The 20,034-nt window shown below is 70.5% G+C and carries 17 protein-coding genes; 7 read left to right on the top strand and 10 right to left on the bottom strand.

Annotated features, from left to right (window positions below; all coding sequences use genetic code 11):
- Positions 1-346 precede the first annotated feature (346 nt).
- A complete protein-coding gene (locus tag IE98_RS0130090; protein ID WP_030274374.1) occupies positions 347-2,779 on the bottom strand; it encodes a hypothetical protein in 2,433 nt (810 codons plus the stop codon).
- 624 nt (positions 2,780-3,403) lie between these two features.
- On the opposite strand from IE98_RS0130090, the gene IE98_RS0130085 reads away from it, so the two are divergent.
- Together IE98_RS0130085 and IE98_RS46950 are read left to right on the top strand one after the other, a co-directional pair.
- Positions 3,404-4,396, top strand: a complete 993-nt coding sequence (locus IE98_RS0130085) for a DNA-processing protein DprA (protein WP_078661409.1) — start codon at positions 3,404-3,406, stop codon at positions 4,394-4,396.
- A 239-nt stretch (positions 4,397-4,635) separates the two neighbouring features.
- Positions 4,636-5,136: a ComF family protein gene (locus IE98_RS46950; RefSeq protein ID WP_234443735.1), complete on the top strand. Its 501-nt coding sequence runs from the start codon at positions 4,636-4,638 to the stop codon at positions 5,134-5,136.
- A gap of 9 nt (positions 5,137-5,145) precedes the next feature.
- Here the strand turns inward: IE98_RS46950 and IE98_RS0130075 are convergent, their stop codons facing one another.
- On the bottom strand, positions 5,146-7,455 hold the full coding sequence (locus IE98_RS0130075) for a hypothetical protein (protein WP_030274368.1): 2,310 nt from the start codon (positions 7,453-7,455) through the stop codon (positions 5,146-5,148).
- A gap of 310 nt (positions 7,456-7,765) precedes the next feature.
- On the bottom strand, positions 7,766-8,194 hold the full coding sequence (locus tag IE98_RS0130070) for a hypothetical protein (protein WP_030274366.1): 429 nt from the start codon (positions 8,192-8,194) through the stop codon (positions 7,766-7,768).
- A 242-nt stretch (positions 8,195-8,436) separates the two neighbouring features.
- Between IE98_RS0130070 and IE98_RS0130065 the strand changes: the two genes are divergently transcribed.
- The 3 genes from IE98_RS0130065 (at position 8,437) to IE98_RS0130055 (ending at position 11,154) form a co-directional block, all read left to right on the top strand.
- The gene (locus IE98_RS0130065; protein ID WP_030274364.1) at positions 8,437-8,994 is read left to right on the top strand and encodes a hypothetical protein; all 558 of its coding nucleotides are present in this window, start codon (positions 8,437-8,439) and stop codon (positions 8,992-8,994) included.
- 225 nt (positions 8,995-9,219) lie between these two features.
- Positions 9,220-10,587, top strand: coding sequence for a hypothetical protein (locus IE98_RS0130060; protein WP_159401116.1), 1,368 nt, complete (start codon positions 9,220-9,222; stop codon positions 10,585-10,587).
- 75 nt (positions 10,588-10,662) lie between these two features.
- Positions 10,663-11,154, top strand: a complete 492-nt coding sequence (locus tag IE98_RS0130055) for a hypothetical protein (RefSeq protein ID WP_030274361.1) — start codon at positions 10,663-10,665, stop codon at positions 11,152-11,154.
- Between the two features lie 306 nt (positions 11,155-11,460).
- Here IE98_RS0130055 and IE98_RS0130050 read toward each other — a convergent pair whose 3' ends face one another.
- Entirely contained in the window at positions 11,461-12,570 is a 1,110-nt protein-coding gene (locus IE98_RS0130050) for a hypothetical protein (protein ID WP_030274359.1), read from the bottom strand.
- 231 nt (positions 12,571-12,801) lie between these two features.
- Here IE98_RS0130050 and IE98_RS0130045 point away from each other — a divergent pair, with 231 nt between their 5' ends.
- A complete protein-coding gene (locus tag IE98_RS0130045) occupies positions 12,802-12,975 on the top strand; it encodes a hypothetical protein (RefSeq protein WP_159401115.1) in 174 nt (57 codons plus the stop codon).
- 125 nt (positions 12,976-13,100) lie between these two features.
- Here IE98_RS0130045 and IE98_RS0130040 read toward each other — a convergent pair whose 3' ends face one another.
- From IE98_RS0130040 to IE98_RS0130015, 6 genes are read right to left on the bottom strand one after another with little or no spacing between them, the layout of a single operon-like run.
- Positions 13,101-13,619: an NUDIX domain-containing protein gene (locus IE98_RS0130040; protein WP_052391150.1), complete on the bottom strand. Its 519-nt coding sequence runs from the start codon at positions 13,617-13,619 to the stop codon at positions 13,101-13,103.
- Between the two features lie 57 nt (positions 13,620-13,676).
- On the bottom strand, positions 13,677-15,581 hold the full coding sequence (locus IE98_RS0130035; RefSeq protein WP_234443734.1) for a PEP/pyruvate-binding domain-containing protein: 1,905 nt from the start codon (positions 15,579-15,581) through the stop codon (positions 13,677-13,679).
- Between the two features lie 54 nt (positions 15,582-15,635).
- Positions 15,636-16,199, bottom strand: coding sequence for a hypothetical protein (locus tag IE98_RS0130030; protein WP_030274351.1), 564 nt, complete (start codon positions 16,197-16,199; stop codon positions 15,636-15,638).
- 20 nt (positions 16,200-16,219) lie between these two features.
- Positions 16,220-17,407, bottom strand: coding sequence for a hypothetical protein (locus IE98_RS0130025; protein WP_030274349.1), 1,188 nt, complete (start codon positions 17,405-17,407; stop codon positions 16,220-16,222).
- On the bottom strand, positions 17,404-18,243 hold the full coding sequence (locus tag IE98_RS0130020; protein WP_030274347.1) for an endonuclease/exonuclease/phosphatase family protein: 840 nt from the start codon (positions 18,241-18,243) through the stop codon (positions 17,404-17,406). The genes IE98_RS0130025 and IE98_RS0130020 overlap by 4 nt, the downstream gene beginning before the upstream one ends.
- A complete protein-coding gene (locus IE98_RS0130015; protein WP_030274346.1) occupies positions 18,240-19,328 on the bottom strand; it encodes an aldo/keto reductase in 1,089 nt (362 codons plus the stop codon). The genes IE98_RS0130020 and IE98_RS0130015 overlap by 4 nt, the downstream gene beginning before the upstream one ends.
- 62 nt (positions 19,329-19,390) lie before the next feature.
- On the opposite strand from IE98_RS0130015, the gene IE98_RS0130010 reads away from it, so the two are divergent.
- Positions 19,391-19,999: a hypothetical protein gene (locus tag IE98_RS0130010; RefSeq protein ID WP_234443731.1), complete on the top strand. Its 609-nt coding sequence runs from the start codon at positions 19,391-19,393 to the stop codon at positions 19,997-19,999.
- Positions 20,000-20,034: the final 35 nt, after the last annotated feature.

The raw sequence follows: 20,034 nt of genomic DNA, 5'->3' as shown, positions 1-20,034 counted from the left end.
ACTGCAGCCTCGATGATCCGGACGATGGGCAGCGGCGTCTCCGGGCGCAGGGGGAGGACCATCACGCGGTCCCAGTCCCTCTTCCGGTCCAGGTGGACCAGCTGGTGCTCCCCGACGACGCGCTGCCACACGGCTCGTGGATGGGCACGCGCCGCTGAGCCGACGTAGTCGACGACGAAGGTTCCCGGCGGCCGCTGTGTCGCGATCAGGGGCACGTAGACACATCGGGCAGCGTCGACTTCGGGGAGCTTGGCGATCGGGTGCGCCACCGGGTCATGGCGGAGTCGCCACCTGCCGGCTCGGTCGCTCATCGCCTGCCACAGCGAGGAGGTAAGGACAGTACGGCTCACCGGCCGTCCTTCCCCGTGAGGAGAAACTCCTCCTCCTGTCCGCCGTCTTCGTCATCAAGGTCGGCTGCCGCAGCCCGGTTGCCCAGGGCAACCGTCTCCTGGACGAGCAGGAACTGGCCTTCCCGATCGTGCGCGGTGCGCACCAGCGCGTCGATCCGGCCGCCGACAGCCGTCCGGTCCGGCTGTCCGGCACCACGCACGTCGAGAGCAAGCCGCGCGAGCCGGTCTCGCTGGGCGGCGTCGAAGACGAAGCCCTCGTCCTGGATCCCCTCGAGCTTGCCGATCTCCCGACCGAGTGCGGGCAGAAGCTTCCCGGCCTCGTCGAGGGCGTCCGTGGCCCGTTCGTCCGCGCTGAGGGGGCGACCCGTCTGCAGGTCTTCGGCAGCGGCCTCGCTCTCCTTCGCGCGGCGCGTCAGCGCCTGGGTGGAGAACTGGTCAAGGAAGTCGGCGGGCGCGAGCTGCGGCACGTCGATCAGCTCGTAGCACACCGTCCCGTCAGAGTTCTGGAGAAGGCCGCCGGCATCGTCGGTCAACGCCGCACGCTCCCGCCGGGGTTCGACCGGGCTTCCGTCCGCAGAGAGCTTCCCGGTCTTGCCCGCCGCCCACGTCCGCCAGCCCGCGACCGTCGGAGCCTGCGCCTGGATGCCGTCCACGATGTCCGGGGTCGGGTCCTGGAGAAGCAGCTGGTCCGTGAGCAGGGCCCGCAGATACACCGGGCCGCAGCCAAGGAACTCGAGGCGCGGCTCCGAGGTGGGTGCGGTCCGTACCAGGCGTCCGCGGAGTGCCTGGTAGGCCTTGACGCTCGCGAAGCCGCGGGCCTCCTGCCGGGAGCCGATGTCGACGACCTGCATCCCGTGGCGGGCGGCCGCCACGGTGGCCAGCACCCCGAACAGGGCCGTCTCGGTAACGGTGGCATCAGCGGTTCGGATTCGCTCCACCAGCTCGCCGGTGTCACCGTTCCAGGCCCTCAGCGGGTCCTCGAAGAGGGCCTTCGCGTCGACCTGATCGAACGCGCGGCGGTTGACCGCAAGCTCACCGAAGACCCACTCGCGCAGGAGCGACAGCCGGCGCTCGTCCAGCCGGTCGCCGTACCTTCCTCCTTGGGGCCGCGACTTGAGAGCCTTGCCGATGACGGCCCGCTCCGGCCCGTCACCGAAGACCAGCATCAGTGCGGCGGCCACAGCGCCCTGCCAGGTGGGGGGCAGCCCGATCTCGGCAAGGGCATCCTTCGGGCCCTCGCCGCACACCGCGTCCAAGAGCGCAGGGGTCCACGCCACCCGCGCCGGGCAGCCGTCCGCAGGCGCGACGGCCTCGAAAGCGCCCTCCTCCATGGCGCGACGGAGTGCCGCGTACACGTCATCGGCCACGAGCCGCTCCGCCTCGGCTGGCGGGTGCCCGAGGTGCTCGGGCCCGTGGAAGTGCTGCTGGATGGCGCGGAAGAGAGCCGGGCCGTCCAGCCGGACATCGCGGCCACGGGAGTCGGTGACCCTGTACGCCAGCCGGACGGGCATCACCGTCGTGTGCAGCAGCTCACGGGCCTCGTCCGGCAGGTCCTCGACGAAGTCGTAGCTGGCGACACTGGCCTTAGCCTTGGCCAGGTGGACCGCCACCGCTTCGGGGACGCTGATCAAACCGGAGGGATCCTTCTCCGTGCCCCCGTAGATGTCGGAGCGGCGCGGCTTGAGCACGGGAACGGTGGCGAGCTTGCCGTCCGGATCGACGCAGGAGTCGCAGACGGCCTTGCGGCTGGCGGCATCCGCCGGAGCGAGCGCTCCCTGGGCCCGCTCCCAGTCCGGCGCACCGTCAGCCCTGGCCGGAGCGAAAACCGTCTGCAACCACAGGCCGCCGTTCTCGACACCGACACTCAGTACCGCGTCCCGCAGCGGCTCCCAGCCGCGCTCCCGTTGCCGCGACTCTCTCAGCTGCTGCGACGCCTTGTGCAGCTCGTTGAGGAGTCCGACAGAGGAGTGGTACGTGTGCATAACCCCCACGACCGGGGAGCCGTCACCGTCCAGAAGGGCGTGGCTGCGCGACACCGGCCGGAAGGCGTCAGGGACATCGCGCAGGGAACGCCCCTGCCGAGTACGGTAGTTCATCAGCTGCTGCACGGTGGCGATCGTCGGCAGCATCAGGTCCAGGCAGTACACCCGGTACTTGCCGAGCCGCATCGGCCGGACCCTGTCCCGGTAGCGGCCGGACTTGGCGCTGAACGTGGGAAGCGTGCGCTCCACCTCCGCCCAGTTCTGGACATAGGCCAGAAACTCCAGATGATCGGGGTGAAGCATCAGGGCACCGGCTTCGATCAGCTTCTGGAACTTCTTCTTCCGACGGGTCGCCTTGGGGGCGTCGGCCACGCCCCAGTCGCGTGCGGCGGCCAGCGCCGGATCGACGTCGTCCGGGTAGTCATCGTCAACCAGTTCATCGGCCACTAGTGGCTCTCCTTCACCGTAGGTCGGACGACACGGCAGCCGTTGGCTGTCGTATCCGCCTCCCGCGGTGCGCCGCTCCCCCTGCAGCACCGGCTGGCAGTCAGGCACGGGGCGGTCATGCCGCCCCTCCTGCTGCCTCCGCACCAGCGGACATGAGGCATCTGGCCTACATCGGAGGCCAGCCGTGTCCGGGTCCACCACCACGGCAAGGGGGTCGACTCCGCGAGGAATCCACCCGGACACTAAGGGCAGGGAGTGACAGCGGAGGCACAACCAGTGAAATCCGTCTGCCTGTGCAGCATCTCGAGCGAGCATGGCCCTTGCCCCGTGATCAAGTTCGCCTTCAGCAACGGGCGACTCGCGCACCGTTCAGTACGTCACCGACCCGGTCTTCGCGATGGGGGTTGGCGCCGGTTGCGGGACGCCCGGCCAGCACGGGATGACGAGCTGTGCCCAGGGTCCAGGGGCGGGGCACCGTCGGGCCCGACGCGCGGACCAGACGAATCTGGGTACCTGCTGGGCCTGAGTAGGCCCCGTCAGTGGGGTGCGCCATGATGGATCGAGGCCCAAGTCTCCGCTGCACAACCCTTCGAACACCCCGGGCCGCGAGTAGAAGGAATGATCATGACCGAGCCCGCGCCTACACAGGGACACCTCCCATCGGAACTCACCGGGGCGCACCGCGACCTGCTGGCGCTCTGTGCACTGCGTGCCGACGACGCTTCCGTCGACTGGAGCCTGCTCGCGCGGACCTGCCAGACCCCGGGGGGTATCGAGACCGTCTTGAGCGGGCAGTTCTCCGAGCTGTCGGCGGCGTCGCGCAAGAGCCTACCCGTCCTGCTCGCTGCGCTGCCGGGGCTCGCTGAGGCCCGCAACCGGGTCGACGCCGAACTGGAGGCCGCCGAGAACTGCGGCGCCCGCCTGGTCACGGTGCTGGACCCGGCGTACCCGGCGAACCTTCGCCTGGTGCACAACCTCCCACCGTTCCTGTTCTACCTGGGCGAGCTCTCCGAACGGGACGGCCGCTCGGTGGCGGTGGTCGGCACCCGCGGCGCCTCGGACAACGGCCTGCGCCGCGCCGCCCGGATGACCCGCGGCCTCGTAGAGGCGGACGTCGTCGTCTACTCCGGCCTGGCCAAGGGCATCGACACCGCTGCCCACGCCGCTGCGCTGTCCGCCGGCGGCCGCACCGTCGCCGTCATGGGCACCGGCATCGCCGCCAAGATCTACCCGGCCCAGAACAAGGACCTCGCGGCCGCCATCGTCCACCAGGGCGGCGCCCTGCTCTCCCAGTTCTGGCCCACCTTGCCCCCCGCCACCTACACCTTCCCCCGGCGCAACGTCGTCACGAGTGGCTGCACCATGGGCAGCGTCGTGATCGAGGCGTCCAGCACCTCCGGGGCCAAGATGCAGGCACGGCTCGCGGCCGAGCACGGCAAGCTCGTCTTCCTGCTCCGCTCGCTCGCCGACCAGGAACCCTGGGCCAAGAAGATGCTCGCCGACGGCCGGGCGATCGAGGTCGCCGAGCTCGAGGACGTCCTCGGCCGCCTGGGCAGCGCCGCGCAGGCGCAGCAGGCCGGACAGCAGCGGCTCCAGCTCGCGCTGGCCGGCCTGTGACCGGATCGAGCGCCTCCCCTGAACCTCTCGGATTCCCGAACTGCCCCCGCTGCGCGTACGTCAACAACGGTGCGCCGGAGATTTGCGCGCGTTGTGCCACGGCAACTCTGCCGCAGGTCGCCGAAGCGCACTGCCTGGTCTGCAGCCAGGCGCTGACCGGGCCCGGGACGGTGTGCGGGAACAGGATCTGCGGGTGGCCGCAGGACCGCCGCTACTTCACGCGCGTCGACGCCGTGGCGATGTACGAGGGGGCGATGCGGGAGACCCTCCCCCGGCTCAAGTACGACGGGCGCCTCGGCTGGGCGAAGATCTACGGGCGCCTGATCATCGGATGGCTCGACAACCACGCCGACCAGGTCGCCGACATCGACTTCATCCTCGGCAACCCGACTGCGCCGGACCGCCAGCCCCAGCACGTCGAGGAGATTATGCGCGGGAGCAGCGAGGCGAACCGCACCGGCCGCTGGCCCATCGCTGACCCGGACCGCCCGGTGCTCACCAAGACCCGGGCCACCGCCGCGTCCGCCGGGGCCGGAACCTCGTGGGGCAGCAAGTGGGCGGCTGCCGAGGAGCACGCGGCCGCCCTCGAACTCCACCGACCGGTCGACGGCCTGTGCCTGCTCCTCGTCGACGACGTCTTCACCACCGGCGCGCAGATGACGACCGTCGCCCGGTTCCTCCTCGCGCATGGCGCCGCGGAGGTCCGCGGCCTGGTCCTCGCCCGCGTGCCGTGGCACTGACCCGTCGTCTTAGGACTGGGCTGCGCGCCGTGCCGCCATCTTCTGCAGGGCCTCGGCGCGCTGGTTCTCTCCGCCAGGGCTGGCCACCGGCTCCCAGATGATGCTGGCCGCCGCACAGACGCCTGCCACGACCAATTCGGCTTCCCTGGTCTCGTGCCACTGCTCGGGACGACCGGGGAAGGTGATCCACCAAAGGGCGGTCGTACTGGTGCGCCCGTGCGGAATGACGAAGCTGCCCCTCCACGTCAGGTGGCCCAGCTGCTGGAGCAGGTCGAGCTGCTCGCCGAGGTGACGCTGGCGGGCCATGCGGTAGGGCGGCATGGGCAGCATCCGGCCCTGTGGAGCGGGACGGACAGGGGCGTTTACAGGGCCGGCTGCGAGGGGCGGGGCGGGTTGGTTTGCGCCTGCCGGGGACGCTGGCTGCCAGGCGATGCCGGCCGCCGCGCTCACGGCGGTGACGATCTGCTCGGCTGCCTCAATCTCGTGGTGCTGATCGGGATGCCCGAGCCCGGCGATCCACCACAGACCGGAGTCCCCGCTCTGGCGCCCGACGAAGACGTTGGCTCCGGTCCAGATCCACGTCAGGCGCCGCTGGAGCTGGAGCCGGTCGAGCTGCTCGCCGAGGTGACGCTCGCGGGGCGTCGTGTACGGGGGCCGCGGCCACATGCGGCCGCCGAGCGGGGCGGGCTGGCCGAACGCGGAAGACCCCGTCCTCCCGGCCGGGGCCACGGGCGTCCAGGCGATGCCCGCCGCCGCGCTCACTGCGGCAACGACCCGCTCGGCCGCCTCGATGTCGTACCACGCCTCGGTATGCCCGGACGCGCTGATCCACCACGTCGGTCCGGGATCCGCGTCCCACGGGATATCGAACTCCCCGGACCAGACCCAGGTGAGGCGCCCCTGGGCCTGGAGCCGCTTTAGTTGCTCGCTCAGGTGGTGCTCGCGCGCCGTGTACGGGGGCTGTGGGTAGGTACGCCCTTGGACAGCGGGACGGCTGATTTGCGCTGGGTTCGGTCCCGTCGGTGCGGTGGCTGCAGCAGAGGCGGCGGGCACCGCACTGCCCGAGGCTGGCGCTGCAGCTTCGGCGGCAGGGCTGGCGACGATCAGCTCGAAAGAGCGGCGCAGCGCTACTTCGGGGCCCGGGCCGGTGCCGGGGTCGACGGTGGTGGTCGTGAAGTCGGCGAAGGTCAACGGGTTCGTGGTGAACGGGTCGATCGAGACGTCGGGGTTGGGTGTGTAGTAGGTGTGCGGCTTGGGGTACTTGCCGACGGTCAGGACGATGACCTGGGCGGCGCCCGCCGTGGTGAGCAGGGTGCGGGCCCAGTCCAGAGACATGCCGGTGGTGGTGAAGTCGTCGAAGACCACGACCGTCTTGCCGCTGATCTTTCCCCGGTAGTCGGGGTTGACACGGACGGTCTGGGCCTGGGTCGCGATCGAGATGTCTGCGGCGGGCCTGCCCTTGCTGGCCTTCCAGCGCTCGATGCTGGTGTCCGGGGCCTGGACGACGCGCTGCAGGAGATCGCCCTTGTAGAAGGCGCCGACGACGACCTTGGCGCGCTCGAGATACTCAGCGAGCTGGGGGCTGACCCTGCCGGGAGTGCTGCTGGGGTAGACACAGAACCAGGTGTCGCGCCCGCCCGGGAGAGTGCCGTCGAGGTACGCGGAGCACAGCAAGTACAGCATGAGGAGATCGCGTCCGCTCCGGCCGGCGATGGTGACCGGGATGTCGCGGGTGAAGACGTCCTGGAGCTCGAACGACGTGGGCCGGGTGGCGGGGAGGCGGACGTTCGGAGGCAGCAGCGCGCGAAGGCGGAACGAGAGGGCGTCGTTGTCGAGGGCGAAGGCGAACTGCGGCTCGGCCAGGAGACAGTGCTCCAGCAGGGAGCGGACCCCACCCGGGTGCCCGGCCATCAGCGCGAGGACCGGCTTCCTCGCCTCGTCGGCCCACCGGGCGTGGACGTACAGCACGTGGGCCCAGATGCCGGTGAACCAGTCCCACTCGGTGGTGCCGACCATCAGAAGCTGATTGCAGCGCAGCCCGAGCCGTACGGCGGCCGTGGTCAGCCACAGGCCGCTGCCGCGGGCCTTACGATCGGGGATGTCGTCCCGGGTCAGGTGGAGCACGGGCACGGGCAGGCCGGCCGCAGCGCAAGCGCCCCCCGCGTCGAAGGGGTCGTTCGAGAGCAGCACCCAGGACAGGCCCTGCTGGGCGATCCAGGAGAGCAGCGCGTCGATGCCCGGATAAGGCCTGGTCGTGCCCGGCCTGAAGACGGCCTTGTGGTCCAGGACGACAGCCCGCACCGTCTTGCTGCTCTCCAACTGCCCTCACCTATATCCGGCGCCACTCGGCCGCCTCGATGATCGCAGCGCGGGCATCTGGTCGCACGGTGTTTCGGTCCGGTCTGGATGACCTGGGCCCACCAGTGGTCGATGAGCTGCACGGCGTACTTCAGCGCGGCCTCGTGGTTCACATCCGCTTACGCGATGGGCTTTGCGCTCACCGTCCGCCTCGGTCCACATCCGCCTGCGGACCTCCGGCCGGAGACCCACCCTCCCTACGGTAGCGGCGCCGACCTGGCCCGTGAAACAGCCGGACTCGGCATACGCGGCGGCGGTACAAGGTGCGCGATCAGGCCGCCAGAGAGGCCCTCGATGATGCCCTCGAACGGGCCTGCGCCAGGACCAGGTGGGGAACCGCGTAGGCGAACCCGGCATCGAGTCCGCCCATGTACAGGGCGGTAGACCAGGAGCCATGGCCGGGGTGGTCGACCGGGTACGAGAGCGCGGCGCAGCTGAGGGACATGGCGGAGATCAGCACCACCGTGACCAGACGGCGGCCGCCGACGCGTTGCCCCGCCGCCTCGCTGCGCGCCAGAGTCGCCGCGTAGGACGCTCCCGCTAGGGGGATGAAGATCGCCGCGAGCCAGTTGAAGGGCCACGCCGTGCCGGCAGTGGCAAGCCCGGCCGCCGCGTACGGCACGTTGATGGACCACCACACCGCTGCGGCCAGCAGCAGGATGGTCCCAATGACGCCGATACGGGCCCGACCCCGCGGCATCGTTCCTTCCGTCTCCACCACAGCGCCCAGTGTTGCGAACGGGCATCTCGGTGTCGCCCGCCACCGGCGTACTGCGCAGGTCACACGCCCCAGCGCGTGCGCCGCCGGAGACCCTGCTGGGCCGGCCGCCTGGGCTGGCGGCAAGGCCTTGTTGTCGGGAGCCGTCGCTAGACTGCGGCCACTCGGTTAGCGGGTATCGCGCCTGGTCCTGCAGCCGCTTTGGAGCCTGGAGAGGTACGTCTGTGATTCTGCTGAGCCTCGCTCTCACCCTGGGATGGCTGGGAGTCGTCGCCTGTGTCGCAGTCGCTGTTGCACGGGCCCGGGGCGGCAAGGCCCGGGGGACGAGCACGGCCGGAGCGACCGAGAAGGTCATCCTTTTCGGCCTGGTGTTCGCCGTGGGCGCGATGATGCCCGCCTGCTACGCGGCCCTCGGCGTCGTCTCGGGGAAGCCCTCCATCTGGCTTGGCCTGGTTCACGGAGTTCTCGTACTGACCGGCGTCATGCTGATCAGCCGGCTGATGACGCGGATCCGTTGGGCATTGTGGTCGGACGAACTGCTCACCGAGTTCCTCACCGATGTCATGCCGGTCGTGGAGACCGCCCAACGGCGAGCCGGCGACCAAGGCTCGGGACTCATCGGGAAGGCCCGCGCCGCCCTCAAGGACGGCCGGGGCCGCGACGCACTGCGCCACGCGATCGAGGTGCGCACGCTGGTCGAGAACGCAGGTCTCCCCGAACACGCGGCTTGGACGAAGGTCTCCCACCAGATCCTCTACTGGCAGGAAGGGCACCTGTCGTAGCAGGGGACCAGGCACGGGAGGCCGGCACGTCGGTGCTCGGCGGATCGAGTCCCAGCAGCGCTGAGCTTAGGTGAAGGGCGGCATCGGCAAGTGGGCCGACTCCGGCCACCATGAGGGTCCAGGCGAGCTGGCGGTTGGCCACATTGGCAACCTCTGGAGTCGCGCATGCCTCCCCTGATGTCCGTCGAGCCTGGAAGACTCGCGTCGAAGGGGGTGGATCTCGTGATGACCTTGCGAGAAGCCGTGAGCGACGTGATCCTCGGCTGGCACTCAAGCAGCCACCGGGACCTGACGGCGTTCGGAGTCCAGTTCGGGTTGCCGATGCCGCCCGATGACGGGACCACCAAGCACGATCGTCTTCAGGGCTGCCTGGACGCACTACCGGACGACGATCTTCTACCGCTGGCCCAGCGGCTGCTCCTCTCGAAGCAACCACAGGTCGATAGGCCGAAGCGGTTCCTGCTGGAAGACTTCGTGTGGGCCGCGTCCTGGTCCGAGATTGAGATCCCCGGCAGAGTCCGGCGCGAGCTGGCGGCCGCGCTCGACATCGACGACCTGGTCCACCGGCACGACAGGTTCGAAGAGCTCCTGGAGATCGTTTGGCATCTGGACAACGACCCGATGCTCGCTTGGACCGGGAAGTCCGCGACGAGCCGCCGGGCGCTTCTGCACCAGCACGTCTTCAAGAACTCCGACTGGTCGGTGGACGAGCTCTTCGAGCAGTTGGGCGCCTACGAGGCCGCTCCTGTGCGCTTCCGGTTCTTCCTGCTCGGCCTGGTCAACCCCAGCTTCCTGCCGGACGCCGAGGCCCAGGACCGAATCGTCGCGGCGGTCAACCCCGTGCTCGCCCGGATCGGTATCCGGATGGAGCAGAGCGGTGAGCGCGAGGGCTACCCGACTTTCGACCTCGTCCGGATCGGAACTGCTGCACCCCGACGCCCCAAGACCCTCGTCTTCGCCACGCTCGACAAGCCCGACATGCGTCTGGCCGACGTCCTCGACAACGACCTCGAGATCGTCCCGGACGACAAATACCTGGTCTACGACCGACAGGTCGGACCCGGTGGCCTTCGGTGGAGCGACCTGATGACCTGGTGGCAGGCGCGACGAGGCACCGGCGACGAAGTGGCCGACCGAAAAGCTCTGTACCAGCGACTGCTCGACTCGATACCGAAGTCCGACATCTCACCACAGCGCGCCTTCGGCGAGGCCTACTACACGGCCTTCGCCAGCCGGGACTGGGACATGCCGGCCCTGCTCCCCGAGGTCTGGCTGCACTGGGACCCCAAGACCGTGGAGAAGCGCGGCGCAGCGGCGCTGATCAACCACAGGATGGACTTCCTGCTCCTCCTGCCGAACGGCGTCCGGGTCATCGTGGAAGTCGACGGCCGGCACCACTACGCCACCGACAAGGCCGTCGACGACACAGTCCGTGGCGATCGAGACCTCAAGCTGCGGGGCTACCACGTCTGGCGTGTCACCACGAACGAGCTGCGAGCACAACCGCTCGTCCCGTTCGCCACCGACTTCTTCACCAGCGTCCTTCAGCACCATGGTCTGGAGGTCCCGCCCCCGGCGGTGCCCAGGCTGTAGAAGTCGCCGCCGGTACCGGCCGCCACGCCACCGTGAGTTTCGTGAGGATCCGCCCAAAGGTGTGAGTGTGGACCCATGAGCAGCGAACCTGACCGTCCCCGCCTAGCGGCGTCCAGTTCTTCTGCGCCGACTGCCTCCGTCGAGGACTGTGTCGAGCGCGCCGTCGAGGCGATCATCGCCTCGCCATCTGCAGACACATGCCGCGAGCTCGTGGCTGATCTGGAGCAGCACGGCGCGCTGTGGGAAGGCGTGTTGGTCCTGCTCGGCCCGACTGTCGCCCGCCCGCTGCCCGGGCTCAGTGAGAGGGAGGCCGTGGCCAGGCTCGGCAAACTGGCCGCCACCCCCGACCAGGTCTCCAGCCTTGTTTACGGCATCTGGGCGGCGTACCGGGAGCACGGCGTCTCGCCAGCCCGAGAGCTGTGGGAGACGGCTCCGGCCGAGGTGCGTCGGGGAGCTGCCCTGCTGATGCTCGTCACGTTCTGCCGGTCGATTGGCGGGGAGGGCGGCCGGCTCACGGCGCAGGCGACGGTCCAGCTGATCCGCGCCACCGTGCCCATCACCTGGTGATGTGTGCCGTGAAGGGGAACGGCCCCGGGCCTCGCCGCGACGGGGGTTCGCGGGGCCACGGGGCCGCGCCCTCGGTCGGCCGATTGCTGCTCCGCCGGCCGGCCGCGACGCCCGAGTGTGTGGTCACCCTTGCGCGCTAGGGGGAGATCGGATCGTGCGCAGGGGACGTGAGTCCTCAGCCCCGTTCGTGTCACGCCCTTTGCCCATATATGGCACGCACTGGGCAGGCGGGCACGGGGCAGCTCGGCAGGTGGCGCCCTCTTCGGGCCTGCGGCGTCGGGCGTGTGCGCGGATCCCTGGGAGGGATCACCGCGGACGCTCGGGCGGCAGGGGAAGCCGACGGTGGTCGCCCTGGGCGGCAGCATCGATGAGGCGGTGGGCCTGCTCCCGCGTGGCTGGCGGGAGGGTGGCAAGGTTCGCCGTGACCTCCGGCTGGGGCATCTCCATCACCTGGTCGAGACCGGCAGCCAGAGCGGGGACGCTGTTGAGGCTGTCAGTGACCTGGGAGAGGCTGTCGGCGAAGGGTCCGCCCTCGCTCTGGAGAGCGATGACCATCGCCAGCGCGAGGTGCACGAAGTTCGGGTCCTCGTCGATGCGCCCGAAGGCCTTCATGCCGGCAGGGTTGTCCTGCCCGGACGTCGCCGTGAGCAGGCGGGCGAGCAGCGGAAGCGCCCTGAACAGGGCGGTGGTGGCGGTGCGGGCCATCTCCAGCGTCTGGTCGTCGGCGCCGTGGACTGCGGCGGCCAGTGCTGGGAGCGACACCAGGCGGCCGGCGTCGAACAGTGCGGCCGCCGGGCCTGTCAGCCACGGACCCGCTCCGGCCACCTTGTCGCGTCGGCCGGGTGCCAGACCGAGCGCCTTTTCCACCACCAGCGCCTGCTCTTCACCGGGCGCGGTGTCCTCGCCGAAGACGAAAATGCGCAGCATGAGCTCGGCTGCGTCGGTGCGTTGGGCGGTAGTGAGGCGGGTGTCGCGGGGCAGGACGGTGTGCTGTCCTCGTCGGCCAGCCAGAGTGGCGGCCGCGGCGGTCAGCGCGGCGTCACGGTCGTTGGTGGAGTCGAGCTGGACGATGGCGTCGTGGAGGGTGGCCATCCAGCGGTCGAGGGTTGCGATGAGGCTTTCGCGGGCCGCGGGGGTGGGGACCTGGTAGCCGTCGAGCCACAGCAGGACGCGCAAGGTGTCGACGTCGCGGGTGTGCTCCCTCCAGCGGAGCAGAGCGAGGAGCTGCTGGTCAGTGCCGGGCGGGTAGTGCCAGACGGGTCGGCGGCCGCGGTTGGCGGCCCGCTCGGGTCGGGGCAGCAGCTGCTGGCTGCGGAACGTCTCCAGCATGCGGTCGGTGACCTGGTGGCCTTCGGCGGCTGCGGCGCCTCGCAGTGCCTCGGCATCCAGCGCGCTGCCGACACCGTCCTCGTCCATGCGGTCCATCCTCTCGGTGAGAACTCCCAGTTTTCTGGGCTGTAACTCGCAGCGCAGCGAAGTACTCCCAGCTGCGGGGTCGATAACTTGCATCCTGCTGACCAGGTCTTTTATTGCCGATACCGGGCCTCTACCGTGGCCGTAGGCGCTCGCAGGAACAGGGTAGAACGCGACGCTTAACCAGAGGAACGTCGGCGCTTGCCCCGTGCGGGCCGGGTGGTGGAGAAGGAGGTGATTTCGATGGACAAGGACGGGAAGAGGCTCGTTGTCGCCGTGGCCGGGTCGCTGGCACACGCTCGCGCCCAGCAGTGGGCGCGGCGTCAGGGCATGGTGGCGTGGCAGGCCGCGCTGATCGGTGCGCTGGCCGCTGCTGCAGCCGGAGCGCTGCTCCAGCGGGCGCTGTAGTCCGCTGGCTGAGGTGCACGGCACTGGCTGCGCATGGCGGACGGGCGCCGACCTGCGGCCGCCCTCTTGGGGGAACCGGCGCAGGTGGCCGGGGAGGCTATGTCGCCCGCGTCCACCGGCGCGGGCTACCCCAGGTCGGTGAGGTACGCGGTGGTGCCGCTGCAGCGCGCGGCTTCGTACGCCTGCAGGCGCACATGGGCGTCGGGCGGCAGAAGGTGGGCCCAGTCGTCGACGGTGGCGAAGTGGAACTCGTCGTGCTCGCCGGGGTCGATCCGGATCTGCTCTGCCTGATCCTGGGTCAGGACGCCGCCGTCGAAGACCACGCCGAAGCGGGCAGGTACGCCGTTGCGCGGTGGTGAGATGACGAGCGCGAGGGGCGGGCCGGGCGAGAGCTTGTGGCCGGTTTCCTCCAGCACCTCACGCTCGGCGGTTTCGTGGGGCAGCTCGCCCTGATCGGCATGCCCGCCGGGGTGCTGCCAGCCCCATCCGGTGGCGGAGTGGAGCAGCAGGATGCGTCCGGCTTCGTCGCGGACGTGGAGCGCTGCCCACGCCTTCCAGTTGGGCAGGGCAGCGTGGAAGAGCTGCGGGGGGATGGCGTCGCCGGGCCCGGCGACGCCATCCCCCTGCTGGTGATCGGTGTTCATCGGCCGAGGCTATGCCCGGGGTGCCCAGTCGGCAGGCGATCCGGGCAATTGCGGCTGTCAGCGGGTGTGGACGGACCCGTTGTCGAGGGCGGCGACGGTGGCGTCGTCGGGCAGCGGGCCGTCGAGTACGGCGGCCGGGACGCCGGCCTCGCGCAGGAGGATTGCGAGGTGGCACAGTCGGGCGCCGTCCTCGAAGACCATGCCGGCGACGTCGCCGATCAGGATGGAGAGGATCGCATACGGGCGGCGGGCGTAGATGACGGGCTTGGCCGGGAGGGAGCGCACCGCGGCGATCAGCTTGGTGGCGAAGTCGCTGGCGGGGGCGTCGGCAACCGAGCGCATGCTGATGATCGGGGCGGTGCTGAGGCGGGTGAGGTCGTCGCTGTCCGGGATGCGGAGCAGCGGGCCGGTGGCGGCGCCGGGGCTGATCATGCGGCCGCTGGTGGGCACGACGGTGTCGTGGTCGGTGCCGGGGTCGGTGTGGTCGACGAACTGCGGGCCGTCCGCAGTGATGACCCACTCGGTGTAGACGCCGCGCATGTCGGCGTCGAGGACGTCGGTGAAGCGGGCGATCGTGTGGAGGGCCTCGGTTGTCCAGGGAGCGGGCGGGGTGAGTGCGCTCCAGGCGTGGGGGTCGGTCAGCGGGGGGCAGAGGATCTGCTCGACGCCGGCCATGCCTCGGTTGATGTCCATCAGGCCCTCGGCGGAGTGGTCGATGGCGGTGGTGCCGTCGTCCTGGCGGTGGGCGACGGCGCCGGCGAGGCCGCGGATGAACGGGCGGATGATCGCGGAGTGCACGGTGAGGGGATCGTCGGCCGTGCCCCACGCCGAGGAGAGGAAGTCGAGAAGGCCGGCGGCCGGGAGGATGTTCTGGCGCAGGTCGTGGCCGAGGTCGACCACGACGTCGCCGGTGAGACCGGTGAGGCAGGCCGGGCGCAGGGCGGGGTCGTTGAGCGCTTGGCCGTTGATGCTGAGGATCCAGCCGTCTCGGATGGCGACGCCGGCCGCGCGGGCGGCGCGGTAGGGCTGGGAGCGTTTGGTGGTGATGGCGAGGTAGACGTCGGCCAGGTCGCCGAGGACCAGGCCGGCGGGCAGGGTGTCGGTGAAGTACAGGCTGGCGGCGGAGCAGACGGGGCCGGTCGGCGCGGTGCGGTGCAGCTGCGCGGTGAGGGGGCGGACCTGCAGGAGCTGGGCGTTGTTGCCGTCCCAGGCCCATTCGATGTCGACGTCGCGGCGGAAGACGGTCTTGAGGCTGAGGGCGAGGGCGGCGACGGAGGCATACGGCTCGGCGGCCGCGGAGTTCGGGGGGACGTCGATCGATGTGCCGGCTTCGGCGCCGGAGGCGAGGTGCTCGGCGGTTCCGGTGACGGCGTCGACGGTGACGGTGCCGTCGGGCTGGGTGAAGGCGATGCCTGCCAGGTGGGCGTCTGCCATGGCCTGGACGATGACGGCCATGCGGGGCGCCGGGTCGGTGTCGTGGGCGCGCAGGCGGCCCAGGACGGCGGGCAGGGCGTAGAAGGATCGCCAGCAGGCGAGGATGGCGGCCTCGACCTGGACGAGGCTGTCCAGGCGCAGGTAGGACTCGTAGAGGCCGGCGTGGCTGACGGCAGGTCCGTCTTCGACGGTGGTGGAGGAGCGGACGGCGACGGGGCCGTCGAGCTGGGCGAGTACGCCGGCGATGACGGTGCGCATGCGCGGGGTGAGGGCCAGGCCGTCGAGGATGCTGGCGAGTTCGCGCTCGGCGCCGACCAGGTCGTTGCCGACCGTGGTGGTGAGGTCGGCGAACAGCTCGGGCAGGCGGCGCAGCCGGTCCGGGCCGAGCGCTTCCTCGAACCACCGGACGGGCAGGCACCAGGCCGGCGGGACGAGGGTGGAGCCGGCGGCGGCGGTCAGCGCGGCGAACTTGTTGCCGACGGTGGCGGGACTGCTTTCCGCGGTGGTGGGCAGGGCGGGGACGAGCATGGTGGTCACGGGGGTTCCCCTCCGTTGTGGTCCGGGCGGTGCCCGGCGGGGCGGTCAGGTGTGGTGTGCGGCCAGCCACTTGGCGACGATCTCCTCCACCTGCAGCTGCGCGCTGCGGGTGTCGTCGTCGGAGTTGTCGAGGGTCCAGGTCGGGACGATGCGGTCGTAGCCCCAGGTGGCGTCGGTCTCGGGCGACTGGGTGCGGTCCGGGCGGGCGGCGAGACGGCGCAGCCGCACCGGGTCGGTGCAGGTGATGCGGACGAAGTCGAAGCCGGCGGCGGCCATGCGGGGGTAGTCGGTGGCGGCGTCGCGGAGGTCGTCGTTGATGACGACCTGCGCGGTGCTGGCGGCGGTGCGGCGCAGGAAGTCCTCGACGAGGTAGTCGGGGTTGATGCGGCGGTACTGGCGGGCGAGCTCGCACAGGAGCTCCTGGTCGGGTTCCCAGGTGCCGATCTCGCGGCCGGCTTCCTGGTAGAGGTGGGCCTGCGCACGGTAGAGGGGCAGGGCGAGCTTGACGACCTCGACGGTGAGTCCGCGGCGGTGCAGGGTGTCGGCGAACAGTTTGCTGACGTGGGACTTGCCGGATCCGGTGAGGCCGTACAGGGAGAGGCGAAGCATCGGGGAGGGGCTCCTGGTGGTCAGGTGGCGAGGTGCGTGCGCAGCCAGGTCGCCTTGGACAGGTGGTGCTCGGTACAACGAATCGCTCGGCTGGCGAGCCACGCCCTGGTCCAGTCGGTGAGAGCAGCGAAGTCGTCCATGAGCCCGTCGGCGGGGCCGGCGGGGGTGAGGGTGCGGCTGCGCACGTACTCGACCTCGGCCTGGTGGAGGGCGGGGATGTCGGGGCGGTCCTGGACGGTGCAGCGGTCGAACATGACGGAGAAGATGTGGCCGGTGCGGGTGGCCTCCATCAGGACGTTGTAGCGGACCCGGCGGTAGGTGGCGGACCAGTCGACGTCGACGCCGTGGTGGTCGGCGATGATCTGCCGCAGGTCGGGGCTACGGCCGAGGTCGAGGCCCTCGGTGAGGACCTCGCGCCGCTGGATGCCGTCGGCGCCCCACTTGCGGCGGCTGATCCAGCTGCCGTTGACCGCGGGGATGTAGGCGATGTGGCCTTCCTCGCCGGGCGGCCCGCTGATGGCATGCAGGTGGTTGAGGAAGTCCCACTGTTCGAATCCGCCGCCGGGCTCCAGGATCCAGCCGGGCAGGTTGCCGGCGCCGATCAGGTCACGGGCCTCGAGGGCCAGGCGCCAGATGTCCGGGGCGCCGAGCAGGGTGAACTTCTGCTCGATCTCGGTGTCGGGGCGCGCGTTGGTGAACCACCTTTGGTGGTTGTTGAGGTGGGGGCCATGGGCGCGGTGGCGGGCGGCGAGGTCGTCCGTCCACTCGCGGACCGTGGCCGGGTTGGCGGGGTCGCCTTGCAGGGGCTCGCCGTCCAGGCGCAGGAACAGCAGCTCGGAGCCGACGTAGGAGAGCTGGGTGAAGGGCTGCCAGCGGCCGTCGGGCAGCGCCGTGAGGAGGAACAGCGGGGCCAGGTCGCCGAAGGTGTCGCAGGCCCGGGCGATGCGGCCGAGGGTGGCGGAGGTGTCGTTGCCGCGGCTGCCGTGCGGGCCGATCCGGTAGTAGGAGGCGGCCGCGTTGTCGGCGGTGAGGACGAGGGTGTTGTCCGACGGGTTGGCCGTGGACCTGAAGGTGGCGGCGATCATCTCGCGGCCGGTCGCCCCCAGGGCCTCGTGGCGCAGCGTGCTCGGGCCGATGAGGAGCACGGTGTCGGTGCGGCGGCGGGTGGGCAGCGTGGTGGGGTCGATGTCGGTGACGGTCGCGGTCATGGTGAGGGTTCCCCTGTCAGGTCGATGGTGAGCTGGAGGGCGGAGTGGTCGCTGAGGCCGGCCTCGCGGGGCTCGTGCAGGTAGGTGCAGGTGAGGACCTGCGCGCGGTGGGCTTCGGTGATCAGGGCGTGGTCGAAGCGGTAGCCTGCGGCGGAGCGGCGTCCGAACCAGCTGTGCTCCACGACGTTCGGGTGCAGGGCGCGGAAGGCGTCGGTGAAGCCGGCCTGGGCGAAGCTGCGGTAGAAGTCGTACTCCCACGTGCCGTAGACGCCGTGGTGGGGCGGGGTGTGGTCGGGTTCGATGACGTTGAGGTCGCCGGCGATGACGACCAGGTGGCCTCGTTCGGCGAGGGCGGGCAGCGCCTCGGTGACTGCGGTCTGGAAGGCGCTCTTGGCCTCGTTGCGGCGCTCCCGGGGCCCGCGGGAGGGTACGTACAGGCCGGCCACCGTGATCGGTGTCTGCGCGACCGTGAGGGAGGCGAGCGGGAAGCGGTGGGGCAGGAACTCCACCGGGGCGGACTCCGCGCTGATGGCCGCGTGGCGGGAGGCGATGACGGTGCGCAGGTCGCCCTCGCCCCAGGGGGCGATGACGGTCCGGTACCCGGCGTCGCTCAGCTCCTGCACCAGGGTGTCACCGCCAGCCCCGCCGGAGACCTCGGTGAGCACCGCGACGTCGGCGCCCTCCTGGCCAGCCAGCCAGTCCACCTGCCGCACGGTGCGCCCCGGCGAGGCGTGCTGGAGGTTCCAGGTCAGCAGCCGCAGCTGGTCGGCGGCGGGCTCGTGGCCGGCGGAACGATGCGTGAACAGCGTGGCCTGCTCGGGCGCGGCGGTCGTCATGGCTTCTCCAGCTCGTCGAGGAAGACCTCCCCGGCGCCGTCCAGGTCCTGCTGGAGCCGGCCGGTGGTCTCACGGATGAACGCCATGTCGTCGCCGGTGAGCTCGTCACCCAGGCACAGCAGGTTCTGCTCGACCTGCTCGGCGCGGGTGAATCCGACCAACGCGACGCAGTTCTCGGCGTGTTGGAGAACGTACCGGATCGCGACCCGGGCCAGATCCGCCTGCGAGGGGCCGAAGCGCTCGCGCAGCGGCTGCAGGCCGTCGTCGATGATCCGCAGAAACGGGGCGGTGAACCAGGCTTTCCGCTGGCGGATGTCGCCGTCGCCGAAGACCGGGGGCCGGTCGGGGTGGTACTTGCCGAGCAGCAGGCCTTGGCCCAGCGGTTTGTTCGCGAGTACCGAGACACCGCGGGCGGCGGCGAACGCGAACAGGTCCTCTTCCCCGTCCCGGGCCGGCGGGGTCAGGGCGTTGAACCGCACCGCCAGGTAGTCGGGCCGAACGATGTCGAACAGGGTGCGGAAGCGGGCCCGCTTGTCCTCCCGCTCCCCCACGGGCACCGAGAGGCGGTCGGTCGCCAGCCGGTGCGGGCCGCGCATCCCGACAGCCCGGATCAGCCCCTGCTCCCGGAAGGCGTGCATCTGCTCGACCGCGCCCTCGAGGTAGCGGTCCCGCTCGCCGAACGAGCTGTTGTGCAGGAAGTACACGTCCAGGTGGTCGGTGCCCAGGTTGCGCAGCGTCGTCTCGAGCTGGTGCCGCATGTGCGTGCGCTCGTAGGCGTGCTCGGCGGTGCCGGCGAAGTAGCCGACCTTGCTGGTCAGGACCACACTGTCGCGGTCCACCCCGGTCAGGAACTTGCCGATCAGCCGCTCGGAGCGGCCGTGCCCGTACACGTCGGCGGTGTCGAAGCAGTTCGCGCCGAGGTAGTGCGCCCGGCGCAGCCCCAGCAGCGACTCACGCTCGTCCGCGTTCGCCCACCCCATCGGCAGCCCCAAGTTGTGGCCGGGGCCTCCGATCGCCCAGCAGCCGATCGCCACCGGGCTGATCGTCAACTCCCTTGCCAGCTTGCGAGGTTCGAGACCCTTCACTGCTACTCCCCCTTCAGGAGATTTCACCACGAACCATGACGAATCTGGCTATCGTGGGGCGCGTGAGCACCCACACCGAACTCGACCTGAGCGCGATCACGGCCGCCGGCTGGACGACCCGCGCCGACTTCACCGACGCCGAGTACGCGCGGGCCCAGGCGTTCTACGCCTCCATGCGCGTCCACGACGAGCACCTGCTGGCCCTGCGGGCCCGAGCCTCCGAGATGATCCGCGAGTTGACCGGCCGCGAGCCCCGCGACGTCGGCTCCCTCGGTACCCGCCTCAACCTGGAGACGTCCGACCTTGATCTCGGCATCGGCTACCCGGAGGACGACCGGGACCACCTGATGCAGGTCCTCGCCGACAGGGCGACCTTCCTCGGGGAGCGGAAGACTTCCTTCTCCACGACCCGGCTCGTCTTCAGCTTCGAGCTCGAGGGCGTTGAGGTCGACCTGTCCGCTCTCACCGAGGAGGACTTCACGGTCGCCTGCCGGATGCTCGACCAAATCGACGAGTCGATGACCGAGGAGGAACGCGTCTGCCACCTGTGGGTCAAGCACCTGCTGCGCAGCAGCGGCCGCATCGACGACTACGCGAAGTGGAAGCTCAACACCTACGCCCGGTTCTGCCCCGAGTTCAACTGGGTGCCGATCCCGGAGAAGACCGCCTGAGTCGCACCGCTGCCCTGCCGCGGGCCGCCCCCACG

Origin of the sequence: Streptomyces sp. NRRL B-24484 (assembly GCF_000717715.1) — a bacterium.
Taxonomy (GTDB): domain Bacteria; phylum Actinomycetota; class Actinomycetes; order Streptomycetales; family Streptomycetaceae; genus Kitasatospora.
This window is presented reverse-complemented; position numbering and strand designations above follow the sequence as displayed.